This is a genomic window from Oceanisphaera profunda (assembly GCF_002157895.1).
GTDB classification, from domain to species: domain Bacteria; phylum Pseudomonadota; class Gammaproteobacteria; order Enterobacterales; family Aeromonadaceae; genus Oceanimonas; species Oceanimonas profunda.
Map to the genome: position 1 here is coordinate 2195844 of NZ_CP021377.1, position 25503 is coordinate 2221346.

The 25503-nt window shown below is 51.0% G+C and carries 26 protein-coding genes; 13 read left to right on the top strand and 13 right to left on the bottom strand.

Features of this window, described 5'->3' with window-relative positions; genetic code table 11:
- Positions 1-7: 7 nt before the first annotated feature.
- The 3 genes from CBP31_RS09585 to tldD all read left to right on the top strand — a co-directional run bounded on the left by CBP31_RS09585 (position 8) and on the right by tldD (position 6256).
- The gene (locus CBP31_RS09585) at positions 8-3826 is read left to right on the top strand and encodes a YhdP family protein (protein WP_087038688.1); all 3819 of its coding nucleotides are present in this window, start codon (positions 8-10) and stop codon (positions 3824-3826) included.
- Positions 3827-3992: 166 nt separating this feature from the next.
- On the top strand, positions 3993-4811 hold the full coding sequence (locus CBP31_RS09590) for a carbon-nitrogen hydrolase family protein (protein WP_087036744.1): 819 nt from the start codon (positions 3993-3995) through the stop codon (positions 4809-4811).
- Positions 4811-6256 (top strand): metalloprotease TldD, encoded by a 1446-nt coding sequence (gene tldD / locus CBP31_RS09595; RefSeq protein WP_087036746.1) that lies wholly within the window; start codon positions 4811-4813, stop codon positions 6254-6256. Before CBP31_RS09590 ends, tldD begins: the two co-directional genes overlap by 1 nt.
- A 189-nt stretch (positions 6257-6445) precedes the next feature.
- On the opposite strand, the gene yjgA is transcribed toward tldD, so the two are convergent.
- Positions 6446-7003, bottom strand: a complete 558-nt coding sequence (gene yjgA / locus CBP31_RS09600) for a ribosome biogenesis factor YjgA (protein WP_227874987.1) — start codon at positions 7001-7003, stop codon at positions 6446-6448.
- A 73-nt stretch (positions 7004-7076) separates the two neighbouring features.
- Here yjgA and pmbA point away from each other — a divergent pair, with 73 nt between their 5' ends.
- Positions 7077-8417: a metalloprotease PmbA gene (gene pmbA, locus CBP31_RS09605; protein WP_087036750.1), complete on the top strand. Its 1341-nt coding sequence runs from the start codon at positions 7077-7079 to the stop codon at positions 8415-8417.
- Between the two features lie 192 nt (positions 8418-8609).
- On the opposite strand, the gene CBP31_RS09610 is transcribed toward pmbA, so the two are convergent.
- The 10 genes from CBP31_RS09610 to CBP31_RS09655 all read right to left on the bottom strand — a co-directional run bounded on the left by CBP31_RS09610 (position 8610) and on the right by CBP31_RS09655 (position 15453).
- Positions 8610-8885 carry an HPr family phosphocarrier protein gene (locus CBP31_RS09610; protein ID WP_087036752.1) on the bottom strand — a complete coding sequence of 92 codons (276 nt, stop codon included), beginning with the start codon at positions 8883-8885 and terminating at the stop codon, positions 8610-8612.
- Entirely contained in the window at positions 8872-9738 is an 867-nt protein-coding gene (gene rapZ / locus CBP31_RS09615) for an RNase adapter RapZ (protein WP_087036754.1), read from the bottom strand. Before rapZ ends, CBP31_RS09610 begins: the two co-directional genes overlap by 14 nt.
- Positions 9739-9748: 10 nt before the next feature.
- Entirely contained in the window at positions 9749-10195 is a 447-nt protein-coding gene (gene ptsN / locus CBP31_RS09620) for a PTS IIA-like nitrogen regulatory protein PtsN (protein ID WP_087036756.1), read from the bottom strand.
- A 2-nt stretch (positions 10196-10197) separates the two neighbouring features.
- Positions 10198-10485 (bottom strand): ribosome hibernation promoting factor, encoded by a 288-nt coding sequence (hpf, locus tag CBP31_RS09625; protein WP_087036758.1) that lies wholly within the window; start codon positions 10483-10485, stop codon positions 10198-10200.
- 23 nt (positions 10486-10508) lie between these two features.
- The gene (locus tag CBP31_RS09630; RefSeq protein ID WP_227874988.1) at positions 10509-11969 is read right to left on the bottom strand and encodes an RNA polymerase factor sigma-54; all 1461 of its coding nucleotides are present in this window, start codon (positions 11967-11969) and stop codon (positions 10509-10511) included.
- 186 nt (positions 11970-12155) lie between these two features.
- Positions 12156-12881, bottom strand: a complete 726-nt coding sequence (gene lptB, locus CBP31_RS09635) for an LPS export ABC transporter ATP-binding protein (RefSeq protein ID WP_087036762.1) — start codon at positions 12879-12881, stop codon at positions 12156-12158.
- A gap of 2 nt (positions 12882-12883) precedes the next feature.
- Entirely contained in the window at positions 12884-13414 is a 531-nt protein-coding gene (lptA, locus tag CBP31_RS09640) for a lipopolysaccharide transport periplasmic protein LptA (protein ID WP_087036764.1), read from the bottom strand.
- Positions 13383-13931, bottom strand: coding sequence for an LPS export ABC transporter periplasmic protein LptC (lptC, locus tag CBP31_RS09645; protein WP_087036766.1), 549 nt, complete (start codon positions 13929-13931; stop codon positions 13383-13385). The genes lptA and lptC overlap by 32 nt, the downstream gene beginning before the upstream one ends.
- Positions 13928-14479, bottom strand: coding sequence for a 3-deoxy-manno-octulosonate-8-phosphatase KdsC (gene kdsC, locus CBP31_RS09650; RefSeq protein ID WP_087036768.1), 552 nt, complete (start codon positions 14477-14479; stop codon positions 13928-13930). Before kdsC ends, lptC begins: the two co-directional genes overlap by 4 nt.
- The gene (locus CBP31_RS09655; protein ID WP_087036771.1) at positions 14479-15453 is read right to left on the bottom strand and encodes a KpsF/GutQ family sugar-phosphate isomerase; all 975 of its coding nucleotides are present in this window, start codon (positions 15451-15453) and stop codon (positions 14479-14481) included. The genes kdsC and CBP31_RS09655 overlap by 1 nt, the downstream gene beginning before the upstream one ends.
- A gap of 204 nt (positions 15454-15657) precedes the next feature.
- On the opposite strand from CBP31_RS09655, the gene CBP31_RS09660 reads away from it, so the two are divergent.
- The 7 genes from CBP31_RS09660 to murA are packed head-to-tail and all read left to right on the top strand — an operon-like array spanning position 15658 to position 20212.
- Positions 15658-16458 carry an ATP-binding cassette domain-containing protein gene (locus tag CBP31_RS09660; RefSeq protein ID WP_227874989.1) on the top strand — a complete coding sequence of 267 codons (801 nt, stop codon included), beginning with the start codon at positions 15658-15660 and terminating at the stop codon, positions 16456-16458.
- Positions 16448-17227 (top strand): lipid asymmetry maintenance ABC transporter permease subunit MlaE, encoded by a 780-nt coding sequence (gene mlaE / locus CBP31_RS09665; protein WP_087036772.1) that lies wholly within the window; start codon positions 16448-16450, stop codon positions 17225-17227. The genes CBP31_RS09660 and mlaE overlap by 11 nt, the downstream gene beginning before the upstream one ends.
- 6 nt (positions 17228-17233) lie before the next feature.
- A complete protein-coding gene (mlaD, locus tag CBP31_RS09670) occupies positions 17234-17707 on the top strand; it encodes an outer membrane lipid asymmetry maintenance protein MlaD (RefSeq protein ID WP_087036774.1) in 474 nt (157 codons plus the stop codon).
- Positions 17708-17734: 27 nt separating this feature from the next.
- Complete coding sequence (gene mlaC, locus CBP31_RS09675; RefSeq protein ID WP_087036776.1) at positions 17735-18373, top strand: phospholipid-binding protein MlaC; 639 nt, start codon at positions 17735-17737, stop codon at positions 18371-18373.
- Positions 18370-18666: an STAS domain-containing protein gene (locus CBP31_RS09680; RefSeq protein WP_087036778.1), complete on the top strand. Its 297-nt coding sequence runs from the start codon at positions 18370-18372 to the stop codon at positions 18664-18666. Before mlaC ends, CBP31_RS09680 begins: the two co-directional genes overlap by 4 nt.
- A complete protein-coding gene (locus tag CBP31_RS09685) occupies positions 18653-18943 on the top strand; it encodes a BolA family protein (protein WP_087036780.1) in 291 nt (96 codons plus the stop codon). The genes CBP31_RS09680 and CBP31_RS09685 overlap by 14 nt, the downstream gene beginning before the upstream one ends.
- Positions 18944-18955: 12 nt before the next feature.
- Complete coding sequence (gene murA / locus CBP31_RS09690) at positions 18956-20212, top strand: UDP-N-acetylglucosamine 1-carboxyvinyltransferase (protein ID WP_087036782.1); 1257 nt, start codon at positions 18956-18958, stop codon at positions 20210-20212.
- 147 nt (positions 20213-20359) lie between these two features.
- Here the strand turns inward: murA and degS are convergent, their stop codons facing one another.
- Both degS and CBP31_RS09700 read right to left on the bottom strand, forming a co-directional pair.
- Positions 20360-21457: an outer membrane-stress sensor serine endopeptidase DegS gene (gene degS / locus CBP31_RS09695; protein ID WP_087036783.1), complete on the bottom strand. Its 1098-nt coding sequence runs from the start codon at positions 21455-21457 to the stop codon at positions 20360-20362.
- 277 nt (positions 21458-21734) lie between these two features.
- On the bottom strand, positions 21735-23093 hold the full coding sequence (locus tag CBP31_RS09700) for a Do family serine endopeptidase (RefSeq protein ID WP_087036785.1): 1359 nt from the start codon (positions 23091-23093) through the stop codon (positions 21735-21737).
- A gap of 271 nt (positions 23094-23364) precedes the next feature.
- Between CBP31_RS09700 and zapE the strand changes: the two genes are divergently transcribed.
- Positions 23365-24495, top strand: a complete 1131-nt coding sequence (zapE, locus tag CBP31_RS09705) for a cell division protein ZapE (RefSeq protein ID WP_227874990.1) — start codon at positions 23365-23367, stop codon at positions 24493-24495.
- Between the two features lie 570 nt (positions 24496-25065).
- Positions 25066-25494 carry a 50S ribosomal protein L13 gene (gene rplM / locus CBP31_RS09710; protein ID WP_087036787.1) on the top strand — a complete coding sequence of 143 codons (429 nt, stop codon included), beginning with the start codon at positions 25066-25068 and terminating at the stop codon, positions 25492-25494.
- Positions 25495-25503: the final 9 nt, after the last annotated feature.

The window sequence follows — 25503 nt, forward strand, 5'->3', positions numbered from 1 at the left end:
GTCGGTGATGTTCAAACGCAGCTTAAATTGGGCTTGGCTCAGTGTGGCCGCCGTGGCCGTGCTATTGGCGGTGCTGGTCACGGTATTGCGCTTTGGCGCGCCTTGGTTAGCTAATTGGCAACAGCAATGGTTAGACGGCTGGCTCAGTGAACATCACATCGAATTGCAGATCGGCGGTTTGGGCTTAAGTTGGCACGATTATGGGCCGGTATTGGCACTTAATGAGGTGAGCCTGAGCCGCGCGGATGCGCCCACCATCACCCTGCGCCGTGCGCTGGTGGATGTGCAGTTATGGCAAAGCCTACGCCAATGGCGGCCGGTGCTCAATGAGCTGACGCTGGAAGGATTACGGCTGCCCATAGCGCTGAACGATCCTGCCCCAGATACTCCAGAACCCCCCTTCGACTGGCAAGGGCTGCGCCATTTTGTGCTGGAAGGCGTCGAGCAATTTTCCTTACGAGATGCTCAGCTGTTGCTAAGCAATGGCGAGCAGTCACTGTTTGAACTGCATCTGCCGGATTGGCGCTGGCACAATGCCCCAGGCCAACATCAAGGCCAAGGCTCCTTGGCTTTTAGTGAACAGGCCGAGCAGCAACTGCAAGTGCGCAGTCAGTTTAGCGGCAAGCCCAACAGCCTAAATGGCAAACTGTATGTGCACGCTGACGGCGTGAATGCCTCGGATATGTTGGCACAGATTCGCCCAGACGATCCATTAGTGAGCGCCGAGCTTAACTTTGAACTCTGGCTGGAATGGCAGCAAGGGGCGCTTATTGCCGGCATTTTTGAGCTGGGTGAAAACCGCTTTGGCTGGGGCGAACAGCATCAGGTATCCATCAAAGGTGGGCGGCTGCAATGGCAACCCACCGGTGATGGCTGGCAGTTGGCCAGTAATAAGGTCGACATCAGCGTTGATGAAGAAGTGTGGCCCAGCTGGCACTTGCAGGTAGACCGCCAAGCCGACCGGCTGCAGGGCATTTTAGATAGACTGACTTTTACCGATGTGGCGTTATTGGCCGAGTGGGGCGAAAGCTTTTTGCCAAAGACAGCCGAGCAATTGGCAGGCATAGCGCCGCGCGGCCAATTAACAGATCTGTATTTTAGCGCCGAGCCCAACGGCAAAGATTGGTACTGGCAAGGCAATCTGGACCGCGTTAGCACTCAAGCGTTTGGCTGGGCACCGGCCACGCAAGGTATCAGTGGGCACTTTGTACTGGCCCCAGACAGCGGCGAGCTAAGCGTGCAACAGCAGCAGGCCGGTGATTGGGTGTTTGATAAGGCCTTTCGTGGCCCTTGGCCGCTAGAGCGAGTGGACGCCGAGATCAAATGGCAACAGCAAGCATCCAACAATTGGTTGTTGTGGAGCGAGCAATTAGCTGTAGACAGTCAAGATTTGACCTTAGAAGGCTGGTTTAGCTTATTGCTACCCGTCGATTCTGCACCGCTGCTCAGTGCTTCGGCGCGAGTAGATGTATTGCGCGCGGGGCAGGCCTATCGTTATTTTCCTGAACCCTTAATGGGCGCGGCACTAGTGGATTATCTGCAAGGTGCCATTAAAGCGGGGCAGGCTAAAGGGGCAGAAGTACTCTGGTACGGCCCCTTAAATGGCTTCCCCTATGAGGATCAAAGTGGCATTTTTCTGGCTCGGGTGCCGCTGCGTAAAGCCGAATTTCGCTTCGATCCCGACTGGTTGCCGTTAACGGATTTAAGCCTGGATCTGTTATTTGAAAACGACGGCCTCTATATGAAAGGCAACCACGGCCGCTTAGGCAAGGTAAAGGCTACCAGTATTACCGCCGATATAGTGCCGCTACATGAAGACTCTACACTGGTGCTGAGCGCAAAAATCAACGGCGAAGGCGGAGCGGTAAGTGATTACTTACAAAGCTCACCGCTGGCCTCTTCGGTAGGCGTGATGCTGGAGCAAGTGCAAGTTAGCGGGCCCTTAAATGCCGAGCTGGCACTTGATATTCCCTTAAGCGGCGATACTGTTGGCGTAAAAGGCCACGTGGACTTTGCCGATAATGGGGTGCGGGTTAAGCCGCTCGACATGCCGTTAACCAGTGTAAGCGGTCGCTTACTGTTTGATGAACAGCACACTGAGTTTAATAACTTAAAAGCGCAGTGGCTCGGCCAGCCTTTGCAGTTGTCTTATCAAGGTAAAGACACAGACGGCGGCTATGAAGTGGAGCTGGGCATTAAAGGAAAATTGCAGCCAGAAAAGCTGCAGCACTTGCATCCTGCGGTGAAACATTTACGCGGTAGTACCGATTGGCGCGGCCAATTACAACTGAGCTTGCCAAACGAAGGGCCGCTACACTACGTATTTAATGCCGACTCCGCATTAGCGGGCTTAAACAGCCGTTTACCGGTCCCTTTTAATAAAGCCACTCAGCCGTCGCTTGCCAGCAAGCTCAGCCTGAACGGCGATGTGGATCAAGCCAAATTAACGCTGCAAGTGGGTGAACAGATCCGTGCACAGTCGCAACTGGCCTTTACATCGCAAGGCCCCAGTGTGGAGCAGTTATGGCTGTCGGCAGGCGCCGGTGTAAATGCGACCTTACCCAGAGCGCCGCTCGATATTGCGCTGCGCGTGCCTGAACTGGCACTCGATGACTGGTTAGCGCTGCTCAGTGAATTGCCCGCCGACGAGCTTATTGTTAACCGTAGCGGGCCGGCAAGTGCGGTGTCCGGCATCCGTTGGCCCCAGCCTTATCGAGTGGCGGTGCAAGCCAGTCGCGCGCAATTATGGCAACAACGGCTGCATCAGTTGAATATGCAGCTTACGCCCGATAAAAACGGCCAGTCTCAATTAGCCATCAATGCCGAACAGGCCGAAGGGACGGTCGTTTTCGGTGGCAGAGCCCCGATTCAGGCGCACTTTACACGGCTGTGGCTTGGGCAGAAAGGGCAGGGACAAGAACAGCAGCGAAATGCATCGAGCACCGCCGCTGCTAATAAACCCAGTTCCGACATCAAGCTCACGCCTGCCGAAGTGCCGGCCGTTAATTTTCAATGTGACGATTGTCGTTGGCAGCAGCTGGCGTTAGGTAAGGTGGCGTTTAGTTTGCAACCCTTAGCCAATGAAAACGGCGTGCAATTAAGCCAGCTCAGTCTGGATGGTCCCTTATTACAGGCGCAAGCCAGTGGTCAATGGCTACAGCAAAAAAGCGTGGATCTGAGTCGTTTAGAATGGCACAGCTCAAGCCCTTCGTTAGAACGGTTATGGCAAGCATTCGGTAAAGAATCCCCTTTTAGCGAAACTTCGGCTCAGCTGGGTGGTAAATTGCGCTGGTTAAGCGCACCTTGGCAGCCTGAGCTGGCCAGCATGAATGGTGAGTTGGCGGTAAAAACCGGATCCGGCGTATTGCGAGAGCTGAACGATAAAGGCGCAGGCTTGTTGTCGGTGTTAAGCCTAGAATCGGTGATGCGTCGACTGCGACTGGACTTTAGAGACGTATTTGCCCAAGGGTTTTATTTCGATGGCATCAGCGCCAGTGGTCAGCTGCAGGAGGGCGTGTTGCATAATAAAGACTTGTTACTTAAAGGAGCCGCCGGTGACTTACGCGGTCAAGGTGAGCTCAATTTTGTTACTGAACAACTTAATTACAATATGGAGCTGACGCCTAATTTAACCGGCAACTTACCGGTATTAGCCGCCTTTGCTGTGGCCCCCGTCGCAGGCCTGTATGCCTTGGCACTGTCTAAAGTATTAGGGCCAGTGGTGGATGTGTTTACGCGGGTCCGTTATCAGGTAACAGGATCTATTAGCGATCCGATAGTGACGGAGCAAGGCCGAGATAAAAAACGTATCAAGGTGGCAGAATAAGGGCAGTGAGGGGGGGAGGCGTGAAGAGTGAAGGGTTAAATAAGTGAAGCGCTAAAGAGCGCGCAATACTTTTAGTGATGGCCCCAACTAGCAAACGCGAGTCTTTCGCCTTACTCCTTACTCCTCACGCCTCACTCTTCACTCCTCACAAAAAAAGGAGCAACCCATGGAATTAGTGGCCCTACAAATGACGGCGACCGACCATTGGCCGACCAATCAGGCGACCATTGGTCGCTTATTAGCGCAGCTGCCGAGTCAGCGGCCATTATTGGTGTTGCTGCCGGAAAATGCGGTGGTGTTCGGCTGTCGTGATGCAGTACTCAATAATGCAGAAACCTTAAATGAGGGCCCGATTCAAGCGCAGTTTAGCCAATGGGCGCAAGAGTACGGTATTTGGCTGGTGGTAGGCTCAATGCCGACCCGTATCGCAAACAGCGAACGCTTTTATGCCAGCTGCTTGGTTTATAACGAGCAAGGCTTACAGGTGAGCCATTACCATAAACTGCATTTATTTGACGTAGAAGTAGCGGATGCGCAGGGCAGTTATCGAGAATCCGATACTTTTGCCCCTGGTGATGAACTCAGCCTCATTGACAGTCCGTTCGGGCGTTTAGGCTTGTCTATCTGTTATGATTTGCGCTTTCCACAATTGTACAGCGCGCTTCGTGAAGGCGGCGCCGAAATTTTATTAGTCCCCGCGGCTTTTACTCGGGTGACGGGCCAAGCCCATTGGCTGCCTTTATTACAGGCCCGGGCCATTGAAAATCAATGTTACGTGGTTGCGGCAGGCCTTTATGGCGAAACTGGGGCGCGTCAAACGTGGGGGCATTCGGTGATTATCGACCCCTGGGGCGAGATTAAAGCTTGTTTGCCTACGGGCGAAGGGCTGGTTTTTTCACCTGTAGACTCAACACAACTAGCAGCGATTCGTCGTCAAATGCCGGTGGCACAACACGCCCGCTTAAGCGCGGTTTGGAGAAAGTAATGAGTATTGAACAGATTAACCGCAGCATATTAGTGCCTAATGAACTGGATATGGCGCTGCTGGATGCACAATTAGCGCGCTTGAGTCGCCACCAAATTGATTTTGCCGATCTGTATTTTCAAAATAGCGTGCACGAGTCTTGGGTACTAGAAGACGGTATTGTAAAAGACGGCAGCTACAACATAGAACAAGGCGTGGGCGTGCGCGCCGTGAGTGGCGAGAAGACGGGCTTTGCCTATTCCGATGAGCTGACCGCCAGCGCACTAGATCAAGCGGTGAGTGCGGCGCGCGGCATCGCCGAAAAAGGCGGTGATGGCCGTTTTAAAGTGGGCAAGAGCCAGATTATTACGCCGCGCTACATGGGTGTTAACCCCCTCGATAGCTTGAGCCGTGAGCAAAAAATTGAATTGCTACAACAGATGGATGCCTTTGGGCGCAGCTTAGATTCCGCAGTCAGCCAAGTGATTGTCTCGATTTCCGGCGTCTATGAAGAAATATTAGTACTGGCCACCGATGGCACCTTGGCCACCGATTTGCGGCCCTTAGTGCGCTTAAACTGCTCGGTATTGGTAGAGCGCAATGGTCGCCGTGAACGCGGTGGCAGCGGCGGCGGTGGCCGTACCGGCTATGAGTATTTCTTAGATATCGTCGACGGCCAGCCCAGAGCCATGAGCTACGTGAAAGAAGCGGTGCGCCAAGCGCTGGTAAACTTAGAAGCCATAGACGCCCCCGCCGGTACCATGCCTGTGGTATTAGGTGCCGGTTGGCCCGGTGTGTTACTGCATGAAGCGGTCGGCCACGGTTTAGAAGGCGATTTTAACCGTAAAGGCTCGTCGGCTTATGCGGGGCGCATCGGTGAAAAGGTCGCGTCTAGTCTGTGCACCATAGTGGACGATGGCACATTAGCGGATCGTCGCGGCTCGATTTCCGTCGATGATGAAGGCACACCTGGTGCCTATAACGTGCTGATCGAAAACGGCATTCTCAAAGGCTATATGCAAGACAAGTTGAACGCGCGCTTAATGGGCATGGCGCCTACCGGCAACGGCCGTCGCGAGTCTTATGCCCACTTACCCATGCCGCGCATGACCAATACTTACATGTTGGCAGGCGAGTCTTCACCGGAAGATATTATTAAAAGCGTAAAGAAGGGCATTTACGCCCCTAACTTCGGTGGCGGCCAAGTAGACATTACCTCGGGTCGGTTTGTGTTCTCGGCCTCTGAAGCCTACTTAATTGAAGACGGTAAGATAACCGCTCCTATAAAAGGCGCCACCTTAATCGGCAATGGCCCAGAAGCCATGAGCCAGGTGTCTATGGTAGGCAATGATTTAGCACTGGATGCCGGTGTGGGCGTATGCGGCAAAGAAGGCCAAAGCGTACCGGTCGGCGTCGGCCAGCCAACCTTGAAGCTAGATCAGCTCACAGTGGGTGGAACGCAGTAACTGCAGCGCCCAGCGCCTAGCACCAAGCTAAAGATAAACAGGGTCTTTGTAGCCTTGCGCTTTAGCTGCAAGTTCTGCGAAGCAGAATGGTTGTGAAAGTCAGCGCGATGCGCTTAGCATCAAACGTAAAAAAGGCACCGCATCATCAGATACGGTGCCTTTTTTTATGGCTGGGCGCTCGGCGCTGGTTTATTCTTCTTCTTTAATATTCGCTTTCAAATACTGGAACAGTTCGCGAAACGCTGCGGGCGGTAGGCCAGCGGCCATTTCTTTACGGCCGTTGCGGGCTAGCTGGCGCAGTTTTTGGCGGTCTAGCTGGCGGTATTCGGACATGATGGCATTCACGCCTTTGTCGCCTTCTTTGATCAAACGGTCACGCCATAGCTCCAGTTTATGGAACTTAACGTTGGCCACAGTGGTCTTGTGCTCAAAGCCGGCCAAGGCCTTTTGAATATCGGTCACATCGCGCAAGCGCAGCAGCTTACCCAGATAAGACATATGGCGGCGTAAGCCTTCGTGCTTACCACGCAGCCGATGAGCGAGCTCTACGGCTTCTGCCAAGTCTTCATCGAGCGGCACCTTAGCTAACTCATGGGGCTCAAGTTTGACCAACGTCTCACCCAGCTTGCGCAACGCTAGGCTGTCTCGCTTCATTTCACTCTTACTGACCCATTCGATTTCTTCTTCTATCTCGGGGACATCGACTTTGCGGCGCATAGGCTTTTCCGTATTAATGAACATTGACATATATATTACCAGCTTCTCCCAAGGCGCGCAGGGGTCTGTTATGCTAACTGCAAACTGAGCCAGTGAATTCATTATGACCCCAGCAGATATTCAAACAGAACAGCGCCAGCTTGAGCTGGCGGTAGAACAAGCCTTAGCTAGCGCTAAGCGCCTCGGCGCCGACACTGCCGAAGTGTCCATTAGCCGCCAAACCGGTTTATCGGTGAACACCCGTAACGGTGAATTAGAAAATATAGAATTTAATAAAGACGGGGCATTAGGTATTGCCGTGTACCGTGATGGTCGCAAAGGCTCGGCGTCTACTTCTGATTTGCGCCCCGACGCCATAGCGCGCACCGTGGCTGCCGCCCTCGATATTTCCCGCTATACCAATCCAGATCCTTTTTCTGGACTTGCGCCTGCAGACGATCTTGCTTGGGATGCGCCTGAGTTAGCACTGTGCTTTCCTGAGCAATTAGAGCCCGCCGATGGCATCGCCTTGGCATTGCGCTGCGAGCAGCATGCCCTGAATCGCGACCCGCGCATTAAGCAGTCCGACGGTGCTAGCTTCTCCAGCAATGTGGGCATTAAGGTCTATGGCAACAGCCATGGCTTTATTAAAGGTTACGCCGGCAGTCGTTTTGGCATCAGTTGCATGCTAATTGGTGAGCAAGATGGCGATATGCAGCGCGAATACGGTTACACCTCAGCGCGCAGCCTACAAGATCTATGGACGCCAGAGCAGGTAGCAGACGAAGCCGTAAGCCGTACCTTAGGCCGTTTGGGTGCCCGTAAAATTGGCACGACTCGGGCACCGGTATTGTTTCATCCCGACGTTGCCGCCAGCTTGTTTGGCCATCTGGTAATGGGCATTAGCGGTGGCAACTTATATCGCGAGTCGTCTTTCTTGCTTAATTCACTGGGCGAGCAAATTTTCCCAGACTGGTTTGATATTCACGAACAGCCGCATTTAGATAAAGGTTTGGCTAGCTCACCCTTTGATAACGAAGGCGTGCGCACCGTTGAGCGTCGCATCATCGAGCAAGGCAAACTGCAAACCTACCTGCTGACCAGCTATTCGGCGCGCAAGCTCGACATGGCGCTCACCGGACACGCGGGTGGCATCCATAACTGGAACATCGCCAACACCGGTCAAAGCTTCGAGCAGCTATTGAAGATGATGGGTACTGGCTTACTGGTGACCGAGATGATGGGCCAAGGCGTGAATATCGTCACCGGAGACTATTCACGAGGTGCAGCAGGTTTTTGGGTTGAAAACGGCGAAATCGCCTATCCGGTGGAAGAAATTACCATCGCCGGTAACCTCAAAGATATGTATCAGGGCATTCAAGCCATAGGTACCGACACCGAACTGCGCTCTAGCCTCAGAACCGGTTCTATCTTGATCAATGAAATGAAGATTGGTGGGCAGTAGTACAGCGCCAAGCACCTAGCGCCCAGCACCAAGCTAAAAACAAAAGCCCCGCATCGGAAGATGCGGGGCTTTTGTTTGTGTGAAAATAACAAAGATAAAATCGAGATCCTGATTTTCAACCGGAAGAAGGCATCAAGATAAACACCGTTCTTTGTTTAGCTCGGCGCTTGGTGCTGGGCGCTCGGCGCTAAGTTATTCCGCTTCATTAAAGCGTGCTGCCACCAGCTCAGCCACGGCTTCCATGGCGGCGGCGGCGTCTTTGCCTTCGGCGACTACGCGAATGGCGTGACCTTGAGCGGTTTCTAGCATTAATAAACCCATCACGCTGTTGGCGGGGGCGCGCTTGCCTTGGCTACAGACGGTGACGGTGGCAGAAAACTGTTCGGTGACTTGTACTAACTGTACGGCGGCTCTGGCATGTAAGCCGAGCTTATTGACGATTTTTAAGTCGCGCTCAATTTTTTGCATGCTGTTTTTCCAGCGACCGGTGGCGTAGTTGCACGCTCTTGCCCATATTTTTGAATGATGCAGCCAATTGCTCGACTAAATAAACGGATCTGTGTTTGCCACCGGTACAGCCAATGGCCACTGTGACGTAGCTGCGGTTATTGCGCTCTAGATGCGGCATCCACGTCACCAGCAGGTTTTCAATTTGCCACAGATACTTGGTGACTTCGAGTTGGCTGTTTAAATACGTGGCCACTGGCTCATCACGACCGTTAAAGGGTCTAAGTTCGTCTATCCAGTGAGGATTAGGCAAGAAGCGGGCGTCGAACACAAAGTCCGCATCTTGAGAAATACCAAACTTGTAGCCAAACGACTCGAATACCCAATTTAGCTCGCGCTCTTTTTTACCCAAGATGCGGGCGCGAATAATTTCACTTAAGTCATGAATGCTTAACTCTGAGGTATCGATGCGCAAGTCCGCTTCTGACGATAGAGGTGCCAGCAGATGGGTTTCTTCGCGGATAGCTTCATCCAGCGTCAAGCTTAAGCGAGACAAGGGGTGTAAACGGCGGGTGTCCCCAAAGCGACGAATAAGGGCGGCGTTATCGGCATCAATAAAAATGCTCGATAAGCTCACGCCTGCCATGGCGCGCACTTCGGCTAGGCAGGCTTCCATCTTCTCGGTGCTGTCCGGGAGGTTGCGCACATCTATGCTAACGGCCACTTCACCTGGCTTATCAAGGCGCATCTTAACCAGACTCGGTAGCAGCTCTACGGGCAGATTATCAACGCAGTAATAGCCTAAGTCTTCGAGCACCCGTAAGGCCACGGTTTTGCCCGAACCTGAACGACCACTGACGATCACCAGCTGCATGGTATGCTCCTTAAGAAGAAATCATAATTTGATAAAGCTCGTCATCGCTGCTGGCTTGACGTAATTGCTTACAAATCTGTTTGTCACTGAGCTTTTCGGCAATCAATGACAGGGTTTTGAGGTGTTGTTTGCACTCTTGCTCAGGCACCAGCAAAGCAAAAACTAGGCTAACCGGCTGGTTATCGATGGCATCAAACTCTACCGGCTCGGCAAAAGTAAGCAGCACGGCCGTGGCTTGGTTGTCATTGCTAATGCGGCCATGAGGAATAGCAATACCGTTACCTATACCGGTACTGCCCATTTTCTCCCGTGCCAAAAGGCAGTCAAACAATTGTTGACTGCTGATATTGAGGTGTTGGGCTGCGAGTTCACTGATAATTTCCAGCGCCCGTTTTTTGCTTGTGCAAGGGATGGCACTGCGCGTGCAATCTCTGCTTAATATATCGGCGACTTCCATAGTTATTTTTGCTTCAGCTTCTCTTTGTGTTTAATAACTTGGCGATCGAGTTTGTCAAACAAACCGTCGATGGCAGCGTACATGTCATCTTGCTGACAAGTGGCAAAAATCTCACCTCCACTCAGATTAATTTTGGCTTCGGCAATTTGCTGCAGTTTTTCTAACGTCAGTACCACATGCACTATGGTGATATTATCGAAATGACGTTCCAGCTTGGCGAATTTGTTGTGCACATAGTCACGTAATGAGTCTGTGATATCTACATGGTGGCCAGTCAGATTTATTTGCATAAAGTCTTCCTTCTTGGTTCACCTTACAACAGGCGTTTGCGCTGATTGGAAGGGGGGATGGCCAACGACTCACGATACTTGGCTATGGTCCGTCTTGCCACCTGTATCCCCTGTTCGGCTAATAATTGTGCGATTTTACTGTCGCTCAACGGCTTAACCGGGTTTTCTGCCCCGACTAATTTCTTAATGAAGGCACGAATCGCCGTAGAAGAGCATTCTCCGCCACTTTCGGTAGCCACATGGCTAGAGAAAAAATATTTTAACTCAAACACACCCTTGGGCGAATGCAGAAATTTTTGAGTGGTGACGCGGGAAATAGTCGACTCGTGCATCTCAACCACTTCCGCTACTTGATTGAGTACCATGGGTTTCATGGCCTCGGCTCCATACTCAAAGAATGCCTGTTGTTGGTCGACAATACAATTAGCAACCTTGAGCAAGGTCTCATTTCTGCTTTCTAAGCTTTTGATAAACCACTTCGCATCTTGGGTATGTTGGCGAATAAACTGGCCGTCGCTACCTTGTTTGCTCTGGCCCATGGCTGCATAGGTTTGATTTAACCGCACCTTGGGCAGCGCCTCCATATTGAGCTCGGCGGTCCACACCCCTTGCTGTTTGGTGACCACCACATCAGGGATCACATATTCAGATTCATGTTGCAGCAGGTTATTACCAGGCCTAGGTTCAAGTTGCTGAATTAAGGCCAATACATCTCTAAGCTCATCTTCTTTCAGCTTGGTCAGGCGCTGCAAAGTGCGATAGTCGCGATTGCCCAGTAAGTCCATGTGCTGTTCAATCAGCAGCTGTGCCTCGGTTAACCAAGGCGTGGTGACGGGCAGGGCTTCCAGCTGAATACGCAAACATTCTTGTACGCTGCGCGCCGCCACGCCTAGAGGATCAAAATGCTGAATACGCTTCAGTACCGCCTCTATTTCGTCGGCTTCTATCTGCTGCTCGCCACCGCTGACACTCGCCAAAATGCCGTCTATATCCAGGCTTAAATAACCGGCTTCATCGATGGCATCGATAATGGCGAGCGCTATGGCTTGGTCGGTTTCGCTAAAGGGCGTGAGCTGCATCTGCCACAACAGATAATCTTGCAGGGTTTCGGTGGTTTCGCCTTGATAGACGGTGTCTTCTAACCCAGCGGGCAGGCCGCCGGTGCCGCTGGTGCCCGCCGAGGCGGTATAAATATCATCCCACTGGGTGTCCATGGGCATCTCGTCAGACAAAGTGTGCTGTTCCATGGCTTTGTCGGTGGCCAGCTGCTCATCTGGGCTGCTGGGCTGCTGCTCGAGTTCAGCGTCGTCATACTCGAGCGCTTCGGCTTCTTCTTGCTCGAGTAGCGGATTATTTTCTAGCGCCAATTGAATTTCTTGCTGCAGCTCTAGCGTTGACAGCTGCAAAAGGCGAATGGCCTGTTGCAGCTGCGGCGTCATGGTCAGCTGCTGACCCATACGTAATTGAAGAGTTGGCTTTAACAAAGAAAAAGTCCTCCCAAAAGTCCTTCCATATCCATCAAAAGTCCTTTTATCTCAAGCGCACAGGAGGTTAGCGGCATCGCTATAAACGCGATTCACCTACAGGCGGAATAACCTTATCCTTAAAAACCATAGGTTTAATAAGTACAGGCTTAATAACCACAGACTTAATAACTCAAAGCTTAATAACTACAGGCTGAATTGCTCACCCAAATAGACTTTCTTCACCTGCTCATTGGCTAAGATTTCAGCGGGGGTGCCCGCAGCAATACGGTGACCGTGGCTAACGATATAGGCCCGCTCGCATACATCCAGTGTTTCACGCACGTTATGATCGGTGATCAAGACGCCTAAGCCGCGATCCCGCAGATGTAAGATAATTTTTTTGATATCTAACACCGAAATGGGGTCGACGCCGGCAAAGGGCTCATCCAAAAGAATAAAGCGCGGATCCGCGGCTAACGCGCGGGCTATTTCGACCCGTCTGCGTTCACCACCGGATAAGCTCATGCCCATGCTGTCACGAATATGGGTGATATTAAATTCTTCGAGCAACTGCTCCATCTTTTCTTCACGCTCCACGGCGCTTAAATTTTTACGAGTTTCGAGCACCGCCATAATATTATTGGCCACGCTTAAGCGGCGAAAAATAGAGGCTTCTTGGGGCAAATAGCCAATGCCGGAGCGGGCGCGCACGTGCATGGGTTGATGACTGATATCTTGATCATCAATAGTAATGCTGCCCGCATCTCGCTGCACTAAGCCCACTATCATATAAAAAGAGGTGGTTTTGCCGGCACCATTAGGGCCCAGTAAACCAACGATTTGGCCAGTTTTGACGGTAAGGCTAACATCAGCCACCACTTGGCGGCCTTTATAACTTTTTTGTAATCCGCGCGCTTTTAAGGTCGCCATGATCAGGGTTTAGCCTCTTTGTTATTCATATTCTGCAGCTGCTCGGGCAAGAAGATAGTTTTAACCCGCCCCGAGCTGCCTTGGCCTTCGGCTTCCATCTGTTCTTTATCGATGTAGTAGCGAATGCGATAACCGGTGACTATGTTGTCATTTTGCTTAAGCTCGGCATCTTTGAGCAGCGTAATAGTGCGGGTCCGAATGTCGTAGGTGATCTGCTTGGCTTTGGCTTGCACCGGCTGGCCGCTGTCCAATACCTGATAATAAGTGGCCGGTGAACCGTAGGCGGTCATGGTTTGTAAGCCCTTGTCGTTACGGGTGACCACCAGCTTGCTGGCACGCACATCGAGGGTGCCTTGTTTCACGACCACATTATCGGTAAAGGTCACTTTATTTGAGGCCAGCTCTACCAGCTGGCTGCCTGAGTCTATGGTGACCGGTTCTTTATAATCAGATTCTTTAGCGCCAGCCACATTGATGCCCAGCGCTAATAGGCCAACTAGGCTAAGGAGTCGTGTAGGTTGCCTGAGTATCATGCAGTAGTTCCACCGTTTGTTGATCAATCTGTCCCAGTAACCCAAGGCCTGTAGCCTGGTAATTGGGGCTGCTCAGTGTTACCGCTCGATTAGAGCGTAGCTGATTATTTGTAAAATCCAGTTCCAGATATTCGGTATTCAGGGTCTTGATCACCGCATCTGGCTGCAGACCTTTGCCCACCACGCTGCCATTTAAGATGGCATTGTCATTGGTGTTGATCATGCCCTCGTCACCACTGAGCTGCCATTGAGGCTTACCATCAGGGGAATAGAGCAAGATAACAGGTTTTTCCATTATGGTCATGGTCAGCGGTTCGTAGTGCTCAGCATACTCGGCGGTTAAGCCACGATAGGGCAAGCCTAGTTGATTGTATTGCACACTTTGTAGATTTTTAGCAATAAAATCAGGCTGATAGTCTTGTTGATTGGCGGGCTGGTCGCTCAGCGGCTTAAACCATTGCCAACAAATTAACCCCAGCACAAACAAGGCACCAAAGGCGATCGTCTGGCGGCTCATACGCTCATGCCTTGGGCGAGATGCAAAATACCGCGCGCTTCTAGCATAAGGTCGCACAGTTCACGCACACAACCACGGCCACCTGCCAGTTGCGTCACATAATCCGCCCGCTGGCGCACTAAAGGATGGGCATCACTAACTGCAACGCCTAAACCACATAGTTCCATCACCGTTAAGTCGACCACGTCGTCGCCAATGTAGGCCACTTGCTCAGCGTTAAGGTTTAAGTCTGTGAGCAAGGCGTTAAAGCTAAGGCGTTTATCACTTTGGCCTTGATAGACATGCTTAACGCCAAGGGCTGCCATGCGATCCGCGACGATGCGTGAGTCGCGACCGGTAATAATGGCCACTTCTATGCCCGCATTGATCAGCGCTTTCATGCCAAAACCGTCTTTGGTATTAAAGGTTTTAAATTCTTCGCCTTGATTGCCTAAATAAATTAGGCCATCAGATAGCACGCCGTCCACATCACAAATCAGCAACCGGATTTGGCTTAAGCGCAGCCAAACGCTGCGGTCAATGGGGCCATAAAGGGCAGATTGTTCCATTAGATCACTCCTGCCAGTAATAAGTCGTGCATATTAAAGGCGCCTATCGGGTGTTGCTCGTCATCGAGCACTAAGAGGCCGCTAATTTTCTTTTCTTCCATTAATTGTACCGCTTCTGCGGCCAACATATTGGCATGCACTGTGGTGCACTTAGCACTCATCACTTGATCGATAGTGGTGGTGTGGACATCAATTTTTTGATCCAGCGTACGACGCAAGTCGCCATCCGTATAGACACCGGCCAACTTTTGTTGGTCATCTACGACCGCAGTAAAGCCCAAGCCGCTGCGACCAATCTCCAGCAGCGCATCTATGATCAGCGTGCTAAGGCCTACTTTAGGCACCAGATGTTCTTTATGCATTAGGTCGCTCACACGCAGCAGTAAGCGTTTACCTAAGGCGCCGCCCGGGTGGCTAAGGGCAAAGTCGTTGGCGGTAAAGCCGCGTGCTTCTAATAAAGAGACGGCTAGTGCGTCGCCCATCACTAAGGCTGCTGTGGTGCTGGCGGTAGGCGCTAAACCTAGTGGGCAAGCTTCTTGCTCGACTCGAGTGCATAAATGCACATTGGCTTCACGGGCCATGGTGGAGTTGATGTTACCGGTTAGGCAGATCAAGGGAATGGCGCGGCGTTTAAGCACCGGCAGCAGCGAGATAATTTCACTGCTCTCGCCGGAGTTAGACAAAGCCAGCACCACATCTTGTTTGCCGATCATGCCCAGATCCCCATGACTGGCTTCTCCCGGATGCATAAAAAACGCCGGCGTGCCGGTGCTGGCCAAGGTGGCGGCAATTTTATGAGCAATGTGCCCCGACTTGCCCATACCGGTGACGATAATTTTACCTGGGCAGTCAAAGATTAATTGGCAGGCCAGAGTAAAGGTGTGATCTAAATATTGATAAAGGCCGTCTATGGCCGCCTTTTCAATATCCAGCACGCGTCGGGCGGTTTCTTGGTAGTCAAATTCAACAGTCATGGCGTTCTCCGAGCTTAAGGCTGTGCCATTATAGAAAAGCCGGTGGCGATAAGCGACTAAATACCGTTAGGGGAGGCGTGAGGGGGGCGCTATAAAGGCATGCGAGCGTCAGGGCTGGGCGCTTGGCGCTGGATGTTCAGTGCTTTTGAGTTGCCGATCTCACGGGGAAGCCATACAATTCCTTCTTTTCATTGGGGAATCCGTTTGAGCCAGAACCTTGTTGAAATAAAGGATCTCTGCTTTAGCCATGGTGAGCGAACCTTATACGATGGCATCAGTTTGCAGATCCCTAAAGGTAAAATTACCGCCATTATGGGCCCCAGCGGCATCGGTAAAACCACCATGCTGCGCCTGATTGGCGGCCAGATTAAACCCAGCAGCGGTGAAATCCTATTTGATGGTCAGTCCATTCCCAAGATGGGCCGGGCGCGTTTATATGAACAACGCCAGCGCATGGGCATGTTATTTCAAAGTGGCGCGCTGTTTACCGGTATGTCGGTGTTCGATAACGTGGCTTTTTCGCTGCGCGAGCACAGTGGCTTTCCTGAAGCCATGATCCACACACTAGTGATGATGAAACTAGAAGCGGTGGGCTTGCGCGGTGCGGCAGATTTAATGCCTGCTGAGTTGTCCGGTGGCATGGCTCGCCGTGTGGCCTTGGCCCGCGCCATTGCCCATGATCCCGAGTTAATCATGTACGATGAGCCTTTTGCCGGTCAGGATCCAATCAGCATGGCGGTACTGGTAAAGCTTATCGCCGAGCTAAATAAAGCCCAAGGTTTAACCTCGATTGTGGTAACCCACGATGTAGACGAGGCGCTGGGCATTGCCGATTATGCCTACGTGATTGCCAATAAAAAGGTGATTGCCGCCGGCACCCCTGATGAGCTGCGCCACAGCACAGACGCGCAATTGGTACAGTTTTTAGAAGGTCAGGCGGATGGGCCAGTAGCATTTCATTATCCCGCACCGTCATTTAGGGAGTCGTTAGGCCATGTTAATTAATGTTATAGGTCGCCTCGGCCGCCAAGGCGTGGCCAGCCTTACTTCTGGTGGGCGCGCTGGCATCATGTTGGTGCAGGCCCTCATTGGTAAGCCACGACCGAAGAAACATTTTCCATTGCTGGTTGAGCAATTATACGTAGTGGGTGTGCAGTCGGTGGCCATTATCTTGGTATCCGGTCTGTTTATCGGCATGGTGCTGGCGCTACAAGGCTACAACGTCTTGGTAGACTTTGGTGCTGAGGGCATGCTGGGGCCATTAGTATCTTTATCTTTACTACGCGAATTAGGCCCTGTGGTGACCGGTTTGCTGTTTGCGGGTCGTGCGGGCTCTGCGTTAACGGCTGAGCTTGGCTTAATGAAAAGCACCGAGCAGTTATCTAGCCTGGAAATGATGGGTGTTGACCCACTGCGTCGCGTCGTCGCGCCGCGTTTTTGGGCTGGCATGATCAGCATGCCGCTGTTAGCGCTGATGTTTAGCCTAGTGGGTATCTGGGGTGCCAAGCTGGTGGGCGTAGATTGGTTAGGCGTTGATGCCGGCGGTTTTTGGTCGGCCATGCAAGCGGCAGTAGATTTTAAACAAGACATTATGCAAGGCTTTATCAAGACGATGGTGTTTGCCTTGGTAGTAACCTGGATTGCTTTGTTTAACGGTTATGATGCTAAGCCCACGGCGGCCGGCATCAGTCAGGCCACGACGCGTACCGTGGTTCATTCTTCTTTGGCGGTATTGGGGCTAGATTTCGTGCTCACCGTCGTTATGTTTGGATAAATAGTGATGAAATACAGCAAACTGGAATTCAGTGTTGGCTGCTTTATGTTAGCCGGAATTGGCGCCTTACTTTTACTCGCTTTTAAAGTGGCGGGCATTAATGTACAAGGCCAAGGAGAAAGTTATACCCTCTATGCTAAGTTCGATAATATTGGTGGCTTAAAAGCCCGCTCGCCAGTCAAAGTCGGGGGCGTGGTGGTGGGGCGCGTGAGTAACATTAGCTTGGACGCCAAAGATCAAACCCCAGTGGTGACCTTAAGCGTGAATAGCAATGCGGGAGAATTCTCACAAAGTAGTACCGCCGCCATTCAAACTTCTGGCCTGTTAGGCGAGCAGTATCTGGCGTTAAGCCCAGGCTTTATTGATGAAGATATGGGTATTGGCATGCTCAAGGATGGTGATTTTATTGGCGACACTCAATCAGCCTTGGTACTGGAAGAGTTGATCGGTAAGTTCATATATTCAATTGGTGATAAATAAGCCACCACAAATGCTTAGGAGCAATGCATGAAAAAATTATTAATATCAGGACTATTAGTCCTAGCAGGTACTTGGGCGCCCTTAGTCAGTGCGTTGACATTGAACGAACCTTACCAGCTGATGACTGAGGTCGCACAAAACACCTTTGATCGACTGAACAGCGAACAACGCCAGATCAAAGCCGACCCTAAATACTTACGCACCATAGTGCGTGAAGAAATGCTGCCCGGCGTGGATGTGCGCTTTTCGGCGTTTCGCGTGATAGGCAAGCAGCTCAACAACACTACACCGGCCCAGCGTGATGCGTTTGTGAATGCTTTTAGTGAGTACTTAGTAGTGACCTATGCGGATGCCTTAGCCGCCTATGACCAGCAAACTTTAGATATTGGCAAAGGTAACGTGGGTAAAGACGACCAGTTGGTGTCTATTCCGGTTAGCGTGTTAGAGCCGAATAAACCGACCATTAACCTTGAATTTAAACTGCGTAAAAACAACCGCACCGGCGAGTGGAAGGTGTTTGATATGATAGCCGAGGGCATTAGTTTGCTGTCTGCTAAGCAGTCTGAGTTGAGCGGTCTTATCCGTCAAAAAGGCATCGATAACGTTACTCAAGACTTATTGGCGCACACCAATAAGCCGGTGACGGCGCTGGAACGTAAAGAATGAAATTGAGCCAGCCATTAACCCTGCCATTAACTAAAGCGCAATTGCCCACATATTGGGCTCAGCGTGCCGAGCTGTTTAGCCAAAATAAAGCAGACTTAAGCGCAGTGCGTGAGATTGACTCAATTGGCTTGGCGTTTTTGGTACAGTGGAGTCAGTCGTTGGCCGCGGATGCGCGGCCATTAACGCTGTCTACGCCGCCAGCGAGTTTTTATCCGCTGGCCGATTTATATGGCGTCGGTGAATTTTTTGCGCCGACCGATAACCTTGTCGAGAGCCAAAATGAGCCTGAATGAATCCAGTACTACTCAACAAAGTATTAATGAACAAGTAGAACAGTTATTGCGCCAAGCCTTGAGCTTGGACGAAGTGTATATCAAGAGCGAAGGCAGTCACTTTAACGTGATTGCGGTGTCAGCTGATTTTGCCGACATGAGCCGCCTTAAGCGGCAGCAGTCCATTAATGGTCCATTACGGGAATTGATTGCCGAAAATACCATTCATGCCCTGACCGTGAAGACCTTTACCCCTGAGCAATGGGCTCGGGAACGAAAATTTATTATGCCTTCCTAAGCGGGAATCAAGATGGACAAATTTAAAATACAAGGCCCTTGTCGGCTAGCCGGCGATGTCACTATTTCTGGCGCTAAAAATGCGGCTTTGCCGATCTTATTTGGCACCTTGTTGTGTGACCAAGCGATCACCTTGTCGAACGTGCCAAAACTGAAAGACGTAGACACCACGCTGCAACTGTTGGCCTCCATGGGCTTAACGGTAGCGGAGCAAGATGACAGCTACGTGATTTCTGGCGCCGTGAACAGCCATATCGCCCCTTATGAGCTAGTGCGCACCATGCGAGCCTCTATCTTGGCCTTGGGGCCATTAGTGGCGCGCTTTGGACAGGCAGATGTGTCTTTGCCCGGCGGTTGTGCCATAGGTGCCCGTCCGGTGAATTTACACATTCACGGTCTGGAGCAAATGGGCGCGGAAATTAACGTGGTTGATGGCTACATTAAAGCCCGCGTTGATGGTCGCTTAAAAGGCGCGCACATCCTGATGGACATGGTGAGCGTGACCGGCACCGAAAACCTGATGATGGCTGCGGTATTAGCCGAAGGCCGTACCACCATTGAGAACGCGGCCCGTGAGCCAGAAGTAGTGGACTTAGCCAACTTCTTAAATGCACTGGGTGCCAAAATTCAAGGCATAGGCCAAGACACGCTAATTATCGATGGCGTAGAAGCCTTGCATGGCGGTGAGTATCGCGTGCAACCGGATCGTATCGAAACGGGTACCTTCTTGGTGGGCGCGGCTGTCACCGGTGGTGATGTGACCTGTCACAACACAGATCCGCATCTGCTAGAAGCGGTACTGGTGAAGCTCAAAGAAGCGGGTGCCGAGATTACTACCGGTGCAGACTGGATCCGTCTCAACATGACCGACCGAGTATTGAAACCGGTGGACATTAAAACCGCGCCTTACCCGGCTTTCCCAACCGATATGCAAGCCCAGTTTACTGTGCTGAATGCGGTCGCCAAAGGCGTGGGTCATGTGACTGAAACCATCTTTGAAAACCGTTTTATGCACGTGCCTGAGCTAAACCGCATGGGTGCCAGCATTGAATTACACGGTAATATGGCGATCTGTGGCGATACCGAGCAGCTCACCGGTGCCACTGTTATGGCCACGGATCTGCGCGCTTCTGCAAGCTTAGTGCTGGCCGGCTTTGTAGCCGAAGGCACCACCTTTGTGGACCGGATTTATCATATCGACCGCGGCTATGAAGTGATCGAAGATAAACTGTCTGCCCTCGGCGGCAAGATAGAGCGCATTAAAGGCTAATACTTAGCTTTAAGCGGTCAGCTAAGATCAAAAAAGGGGTTAGGTGCTTTGCATCTAACCCCTTTTTTATCTTCTGTAGGGTCGAATTCATTCGACCTCTTTAATGTCTGGCATCATATTTGGTCGAATAAATTCGACCCTACACGCTCAGCGCAAGCGCTGAAAACGTTTATCTTCTTCAATATTAATGGGTAAGGTCATCAGTTTACCTTGGCGCAGCACGGTGGCGATTATAGTGCTGCCAGGCTTGGTTTCGGCAATCATATCCATGGCGTGACGAGTATTACGAATCGGCTCACCGTCTAATTTCAGTAACACATCCTCGACCAAGATACCGGCCTTGGCGGCAGGGCCGGTTTCGTTAATGCCTTCTACAAATAAGCCGGTACGCTCACCCATTTTCAGTAATTGCGCCATTAGCGGCGGTATATCGGCACCGCTTATACCTAAGTAACCGCGGATCACGCGGCCGTGGCTGATCAGCTCTTGCATAATGCGCTGGGCTAACGCGTAGGGAATAGCAAAGTTAATACCGTAGCTTTCTTGATGGGCCAAGCTTTGAAAAGAGGCGGTATTAATACCGACGATTTCCCCGTAGACGTTAATGAGCGCGCCGCCGGAGTTACCGGCATTAATGGCGGCGTCGGTTTGCAGTAAGTCTTGGCGGCCATTGCTGTCTGGCCCCATGCTCGATAAGCCAGAGCGGCCCGTGGCACTAATAATGCCTTGGGTAATGGTTTGCCCCACGTTATAAGGGTTGCCGATAGCCAGTACAATATCGCCCACTTGCGGCGCCAGTTCATTGTCTTGTGGGATCACCGGTAATTGCTCGGCACTAATCTTTAACACCGCTAAATCCGTGGGTACATCAAAGCCGGTGACTTCGCCGTTAAGAATGCGGCCATCTTGCAGCGCCACTATTACCTGATCCGCGTCGGCGATCACATGATAATTTGTTAACACATAACCTTGGTCGGTCATGATCACGCCTGAGCCTAAACTGGTGGAGCTTAGCTCGGGTGCGGCATCGCCGCGCTGAAAACTGCGAGTGTAAATATTGACCACGGCGGGGCCGGCACGGTTGGCCGCATAGGAGAAGCTGGAGACGCCCACCTGTTGGTTGCGCCACCAATGTTCAAAAGGCTGAGTCTTAAGTTGCGGGAACACCACCAATAGCAATAACGCCATCAGTATCCCGAAGGCAACGGCCTGAACAATAAACTTTAGCGGTGCAAGTAAGCGCATAGAGAATTTGGCTGTTAACAAAAGAGTTACAGCATAACATAAAGAAATTCATTGGGAGCAAAGCGGGAACTCAAGCTGTCAGCTAAAGATAAAAGCCGTGCACATCTCAGTGCTGTATAGGGTATCAGATGGTTTTTGTAGGTGCAGCGCCAGTTTTGGTACACAAAGCTAACGCTTAGCGAACATAAAAAAGCAGCGCTAAACGCTGCTTTTAATTTTTACCATTATTTAACCGCCGTGGTAGGGATTAGCTTGGTTCTGGGCGCTCGGCGCTGTTCTATCTCAATACTAAATACAAAGAAGAGTTACCACGCTGAATATTCAGTGCTATCACGTCAGGTTTTGCTTCTATTATCTTGCGTAATTGGGCGATATTTTTTATCCGCTTACGGTTAACGCCGATAATAACATCACCTTTTTCCAGCCCAGACATGGCCGCCGGCGAGCGCGGTGCCACCTCGGTCACTTTCACACCTTTCACGCCATCTTTGGTCTCGGCTTTGGCCAGCGTCGCGCCTTCGAGTGATTCGTTTAAGGTGTTGGCGGCAACATTTTCGTCTTCGGCGCGGGCCAAAGTCACTTCAATTTCTTGCTTTTTACCGTCGCGGTATATGCCTAAGTTCACGGTTTTATCGGCGCCCATAGTGGCGACTTTAGCGCGTAACTCGCTAAAAGAGCGCACCGGTTTATTATCTAAGCTGATAATAATGTCACCGGCTTTTAAGCCCGCTTTATCAGCGGAAGAGTCTTCGATTACCTGACTGACGAAAGCCCCGTGCTGGCTACGATAGCCAAAGGTGCGTGCCAGTTCAGAAGTTAGCTCGCCGCCCATCACGCCCAGCACGCCACGGCGCACTTCGCCGTATTCAATGATCTGTTCCGTCAGGCTTTTCACCATATTGGCAGGAATCGCAAAGCCGATGCCGATATTGCCGCCGTTGGGGCCTAAGATGGCGGTATTAATGCCCACCAGCTTACCTTCCAGATCGAGCAGGGCGCCGCCTGAGTTGCCGGAGTTAATAGCGGCATCGGTTTGAATAAAGTTTTCAAGATTTTCGACATTTAAGCCAGAGCGGCCCAAGGCGCTGATAATGCCGGAAGTCACGGTTTGGCCGAGGCCAAAGGGGTTGCCGATGGCAATGGCAAAGTCACCGACTCGCAGCTGATCTGAGTCGGCAAATTCGATTTCGACTAAATCTTTGGCATCTACCTTTAATAGGGCGATATCGCTTTGTTTATCGCCGCCAATTAATTCGGCTTCGTATTCTTGACCATCCATCAAGGTTATCAGGATTTTATCTGCATCAGAGATTACGTGATTATTGGTGATTACATAGCCTTTTTTAGCATCAACAATTACGCCTGACCCGAGTGCTTGAAACGGACGTTCTTGTACCTGTTCACCCTGCATCTCGGGCCCAAAGAAGAAGCGAAACGGCTCGGGCAACACTTGCCGACTGACTTTATTACCAGACACAGAGATATTGACCACCGCAGGGGTCACTTTTTCCAGCACCGGGGCTAGGCTGCGAATATCGCTACCCGCCGCCAAGGGCAATGCCGCTTGGGCGGCGGGTATGACGGCTAAGCCAATACTCAGTGCCAAAGCTGACACCAAAGGGAGTCGAGATTTCATACAGATGCTCCTAATTGTCTATTAATAAGATCTATAAATACGGTCAAATAATGCGACAAGAAAAATGAATATTCAGACTTATGCAGACCTCTGTAGGTCCATAAGAGTTCCGAAGGCTGAGCTAATATTTAAGCTCAACGCTATTAAATGGTGGCATTATTCTTCAGTTCAAGCCCATATCTTCATAAGATCAAGCACTTGTGCTTAGCTGCCCCTGCTTTGGCTCCCGTTACTTGCTCAAAGCGTAACCTAGCCAGTACACTAGCCTGCCATGTTCCATGATAGCGGTAATCATTCTGCCATGAGCCCCAGTGAACGATATCAGGCCGATTTGCAGCGTGCCGACTTTGTTGAAGACAGCGCCCAGCAATTGGCGGTACGCCATTTACAGCGTTTATATGATAAGTTGCTACTCCCAGTGTTGCCTACACCTCGGCCAAGTTTTTGGCAGCAGCTTACCCGTCAACCCGCTCCGCCTGTTGAGACCATCACTGGCCTGTATTTTTGGGGCGGCGTAGGGCGTGGTAAAACCTACTTGATGGATACCTTTTATGATTGTTTGCCCTTTGATAATAAACTCAGAGTGCACTTCCATCATTTTATGCAGCGAGTGCATACAGAGCTGCAAAGCTTGAACGGACAAGTGGATCCGCTAAAAGTGGTGGCCGCCAACTTAGCCAAACAAGCGCGCATTATTTGTTTCGATGAGTTTTTTGTCTCCGACATCACTGACGCCATGATTTTGGGCACCTTGTTTGAGTATTTGTTTGCTGAGGGCATGATTTTAGTGGCCACCTCTAACATTCCTCCTGACGAGCTCTATCGCAATGGCTTGCAAAGAACGCGCTTCTTACCGGCTATAGCGCTGATTAAACAGCATTGCAGCGTGGTAAATGTAGACTCAGGTGTTGATTATCGGCTGCGCACCCTGCAACAGGCCAATCTTTATCATTGGCCATTATCGGCTGAGGCGACGGCTGCGTTGGCGGAGTATTTTGCCAGCCTAAGTTTGGGTGATGCGCGCTGGGAGCAGGAAATTCACGTTAATCACAGACCCTTGATGACCATAGCCGAGGGCGCGGGCGTACTCTATATAGATTATGAAGAGTTGTGCTGTACCCCACGCTCTCAGCTTGATTATATTGAGCTGGCGCGGCGTTATCACACCATCATAGTGGCTAATGTAAGGGCGATGGGCCCTGAGACCAGCGATGCGGCGCGGCGCTTTATTGCCTTGGTGGATGAGTTTTACGAACGGCGCGTTAAGTTAATCTTCTCGGCGGCGGTGCCCATGAAGGATCTTTATCACTCCGGGCTGCTCGAATTTGAGTTTCAACGCTGTTTGTCACGACTGATTGAAATGCAATCCCACGAATATCTAGCCAGAGAGCACTTGCCATAGCCTTAACTAACAACGCCAAGCACCCAGCTTAGACATAAACCCAGATCTGCCACGGAATCCACGGAAAAAGATAACAGCGAAAAGTGATTATTTAATGGTAAGGGCTAAAACGGTCCAATATTTTTTACCTAAGATAAGGGTTTCTAGGATTCGAGCTCTTACCAATAAAAATCTTTGCTGTGTTGGCCTTATCAGAGCTGCTCCCTATTTTTCCGTGGATTCCGTGTTCTTGCGTGGCAAAAAATCTTCGTTCTCTAGTACTGGGTGTTAGGCGCTGCTGTTTTAAGCAGAATTCCCTTTCTTTAGCAGGGGTAGAATGTCAAAATATGCGCCCCCGTATCAGGGCATGATATTGGGAAGGGGCAGGGCGAACCGATTAATTTTAATGGGCATTGAAATTAGTAGGTGATTATTACGGCAACTTTACCTATAATCGCCTTGCCCACGTTACACCGCTGTCTAACGGACGGCATCACTGTAAACAGACTAATACTCGAAGGGGTATGTGTTTGCTCGTGTTTTGCGCAAGTGCGCAAGTGTATAATTCATTTAAGTATTTTGGGTTTATCCATGAAAACTTTTGTTGCTAAGCCAGAAACCGTAAAGCGTGACTGGTATGTTGTTGATGCAGAAGGCAAAACTCTGGGTCGTTTGGCCTCTGAGATTGCGCTTCGTCTGCGTGGTAAGCATAAGCCGGAATATACTCCGCACGTTGACTGTGGCGATTACATCGTTGTAGTAAATGCTGAGAAAATTCAGGTAACCGGTAATAAAGCCGAAGGCAAAATTTACTATTCTCACTCCGGTTTTCCGGGTGGTTTGAAATCAATCACTTTCGAAAAGCTGATTGTACGCAAGCCAGAGATGGTCATTGAGTCTGCCGTTCGCGGCATGCTGCCTCGTGGCCCACTGGGTCGTGCTATGTTCCGCAAGATGAAAGTCTTTGTGGGCGCGCAGCACAACCACGCGGCGCAACAACCTCAAGTACTGGACATCTAAGGCGGGATT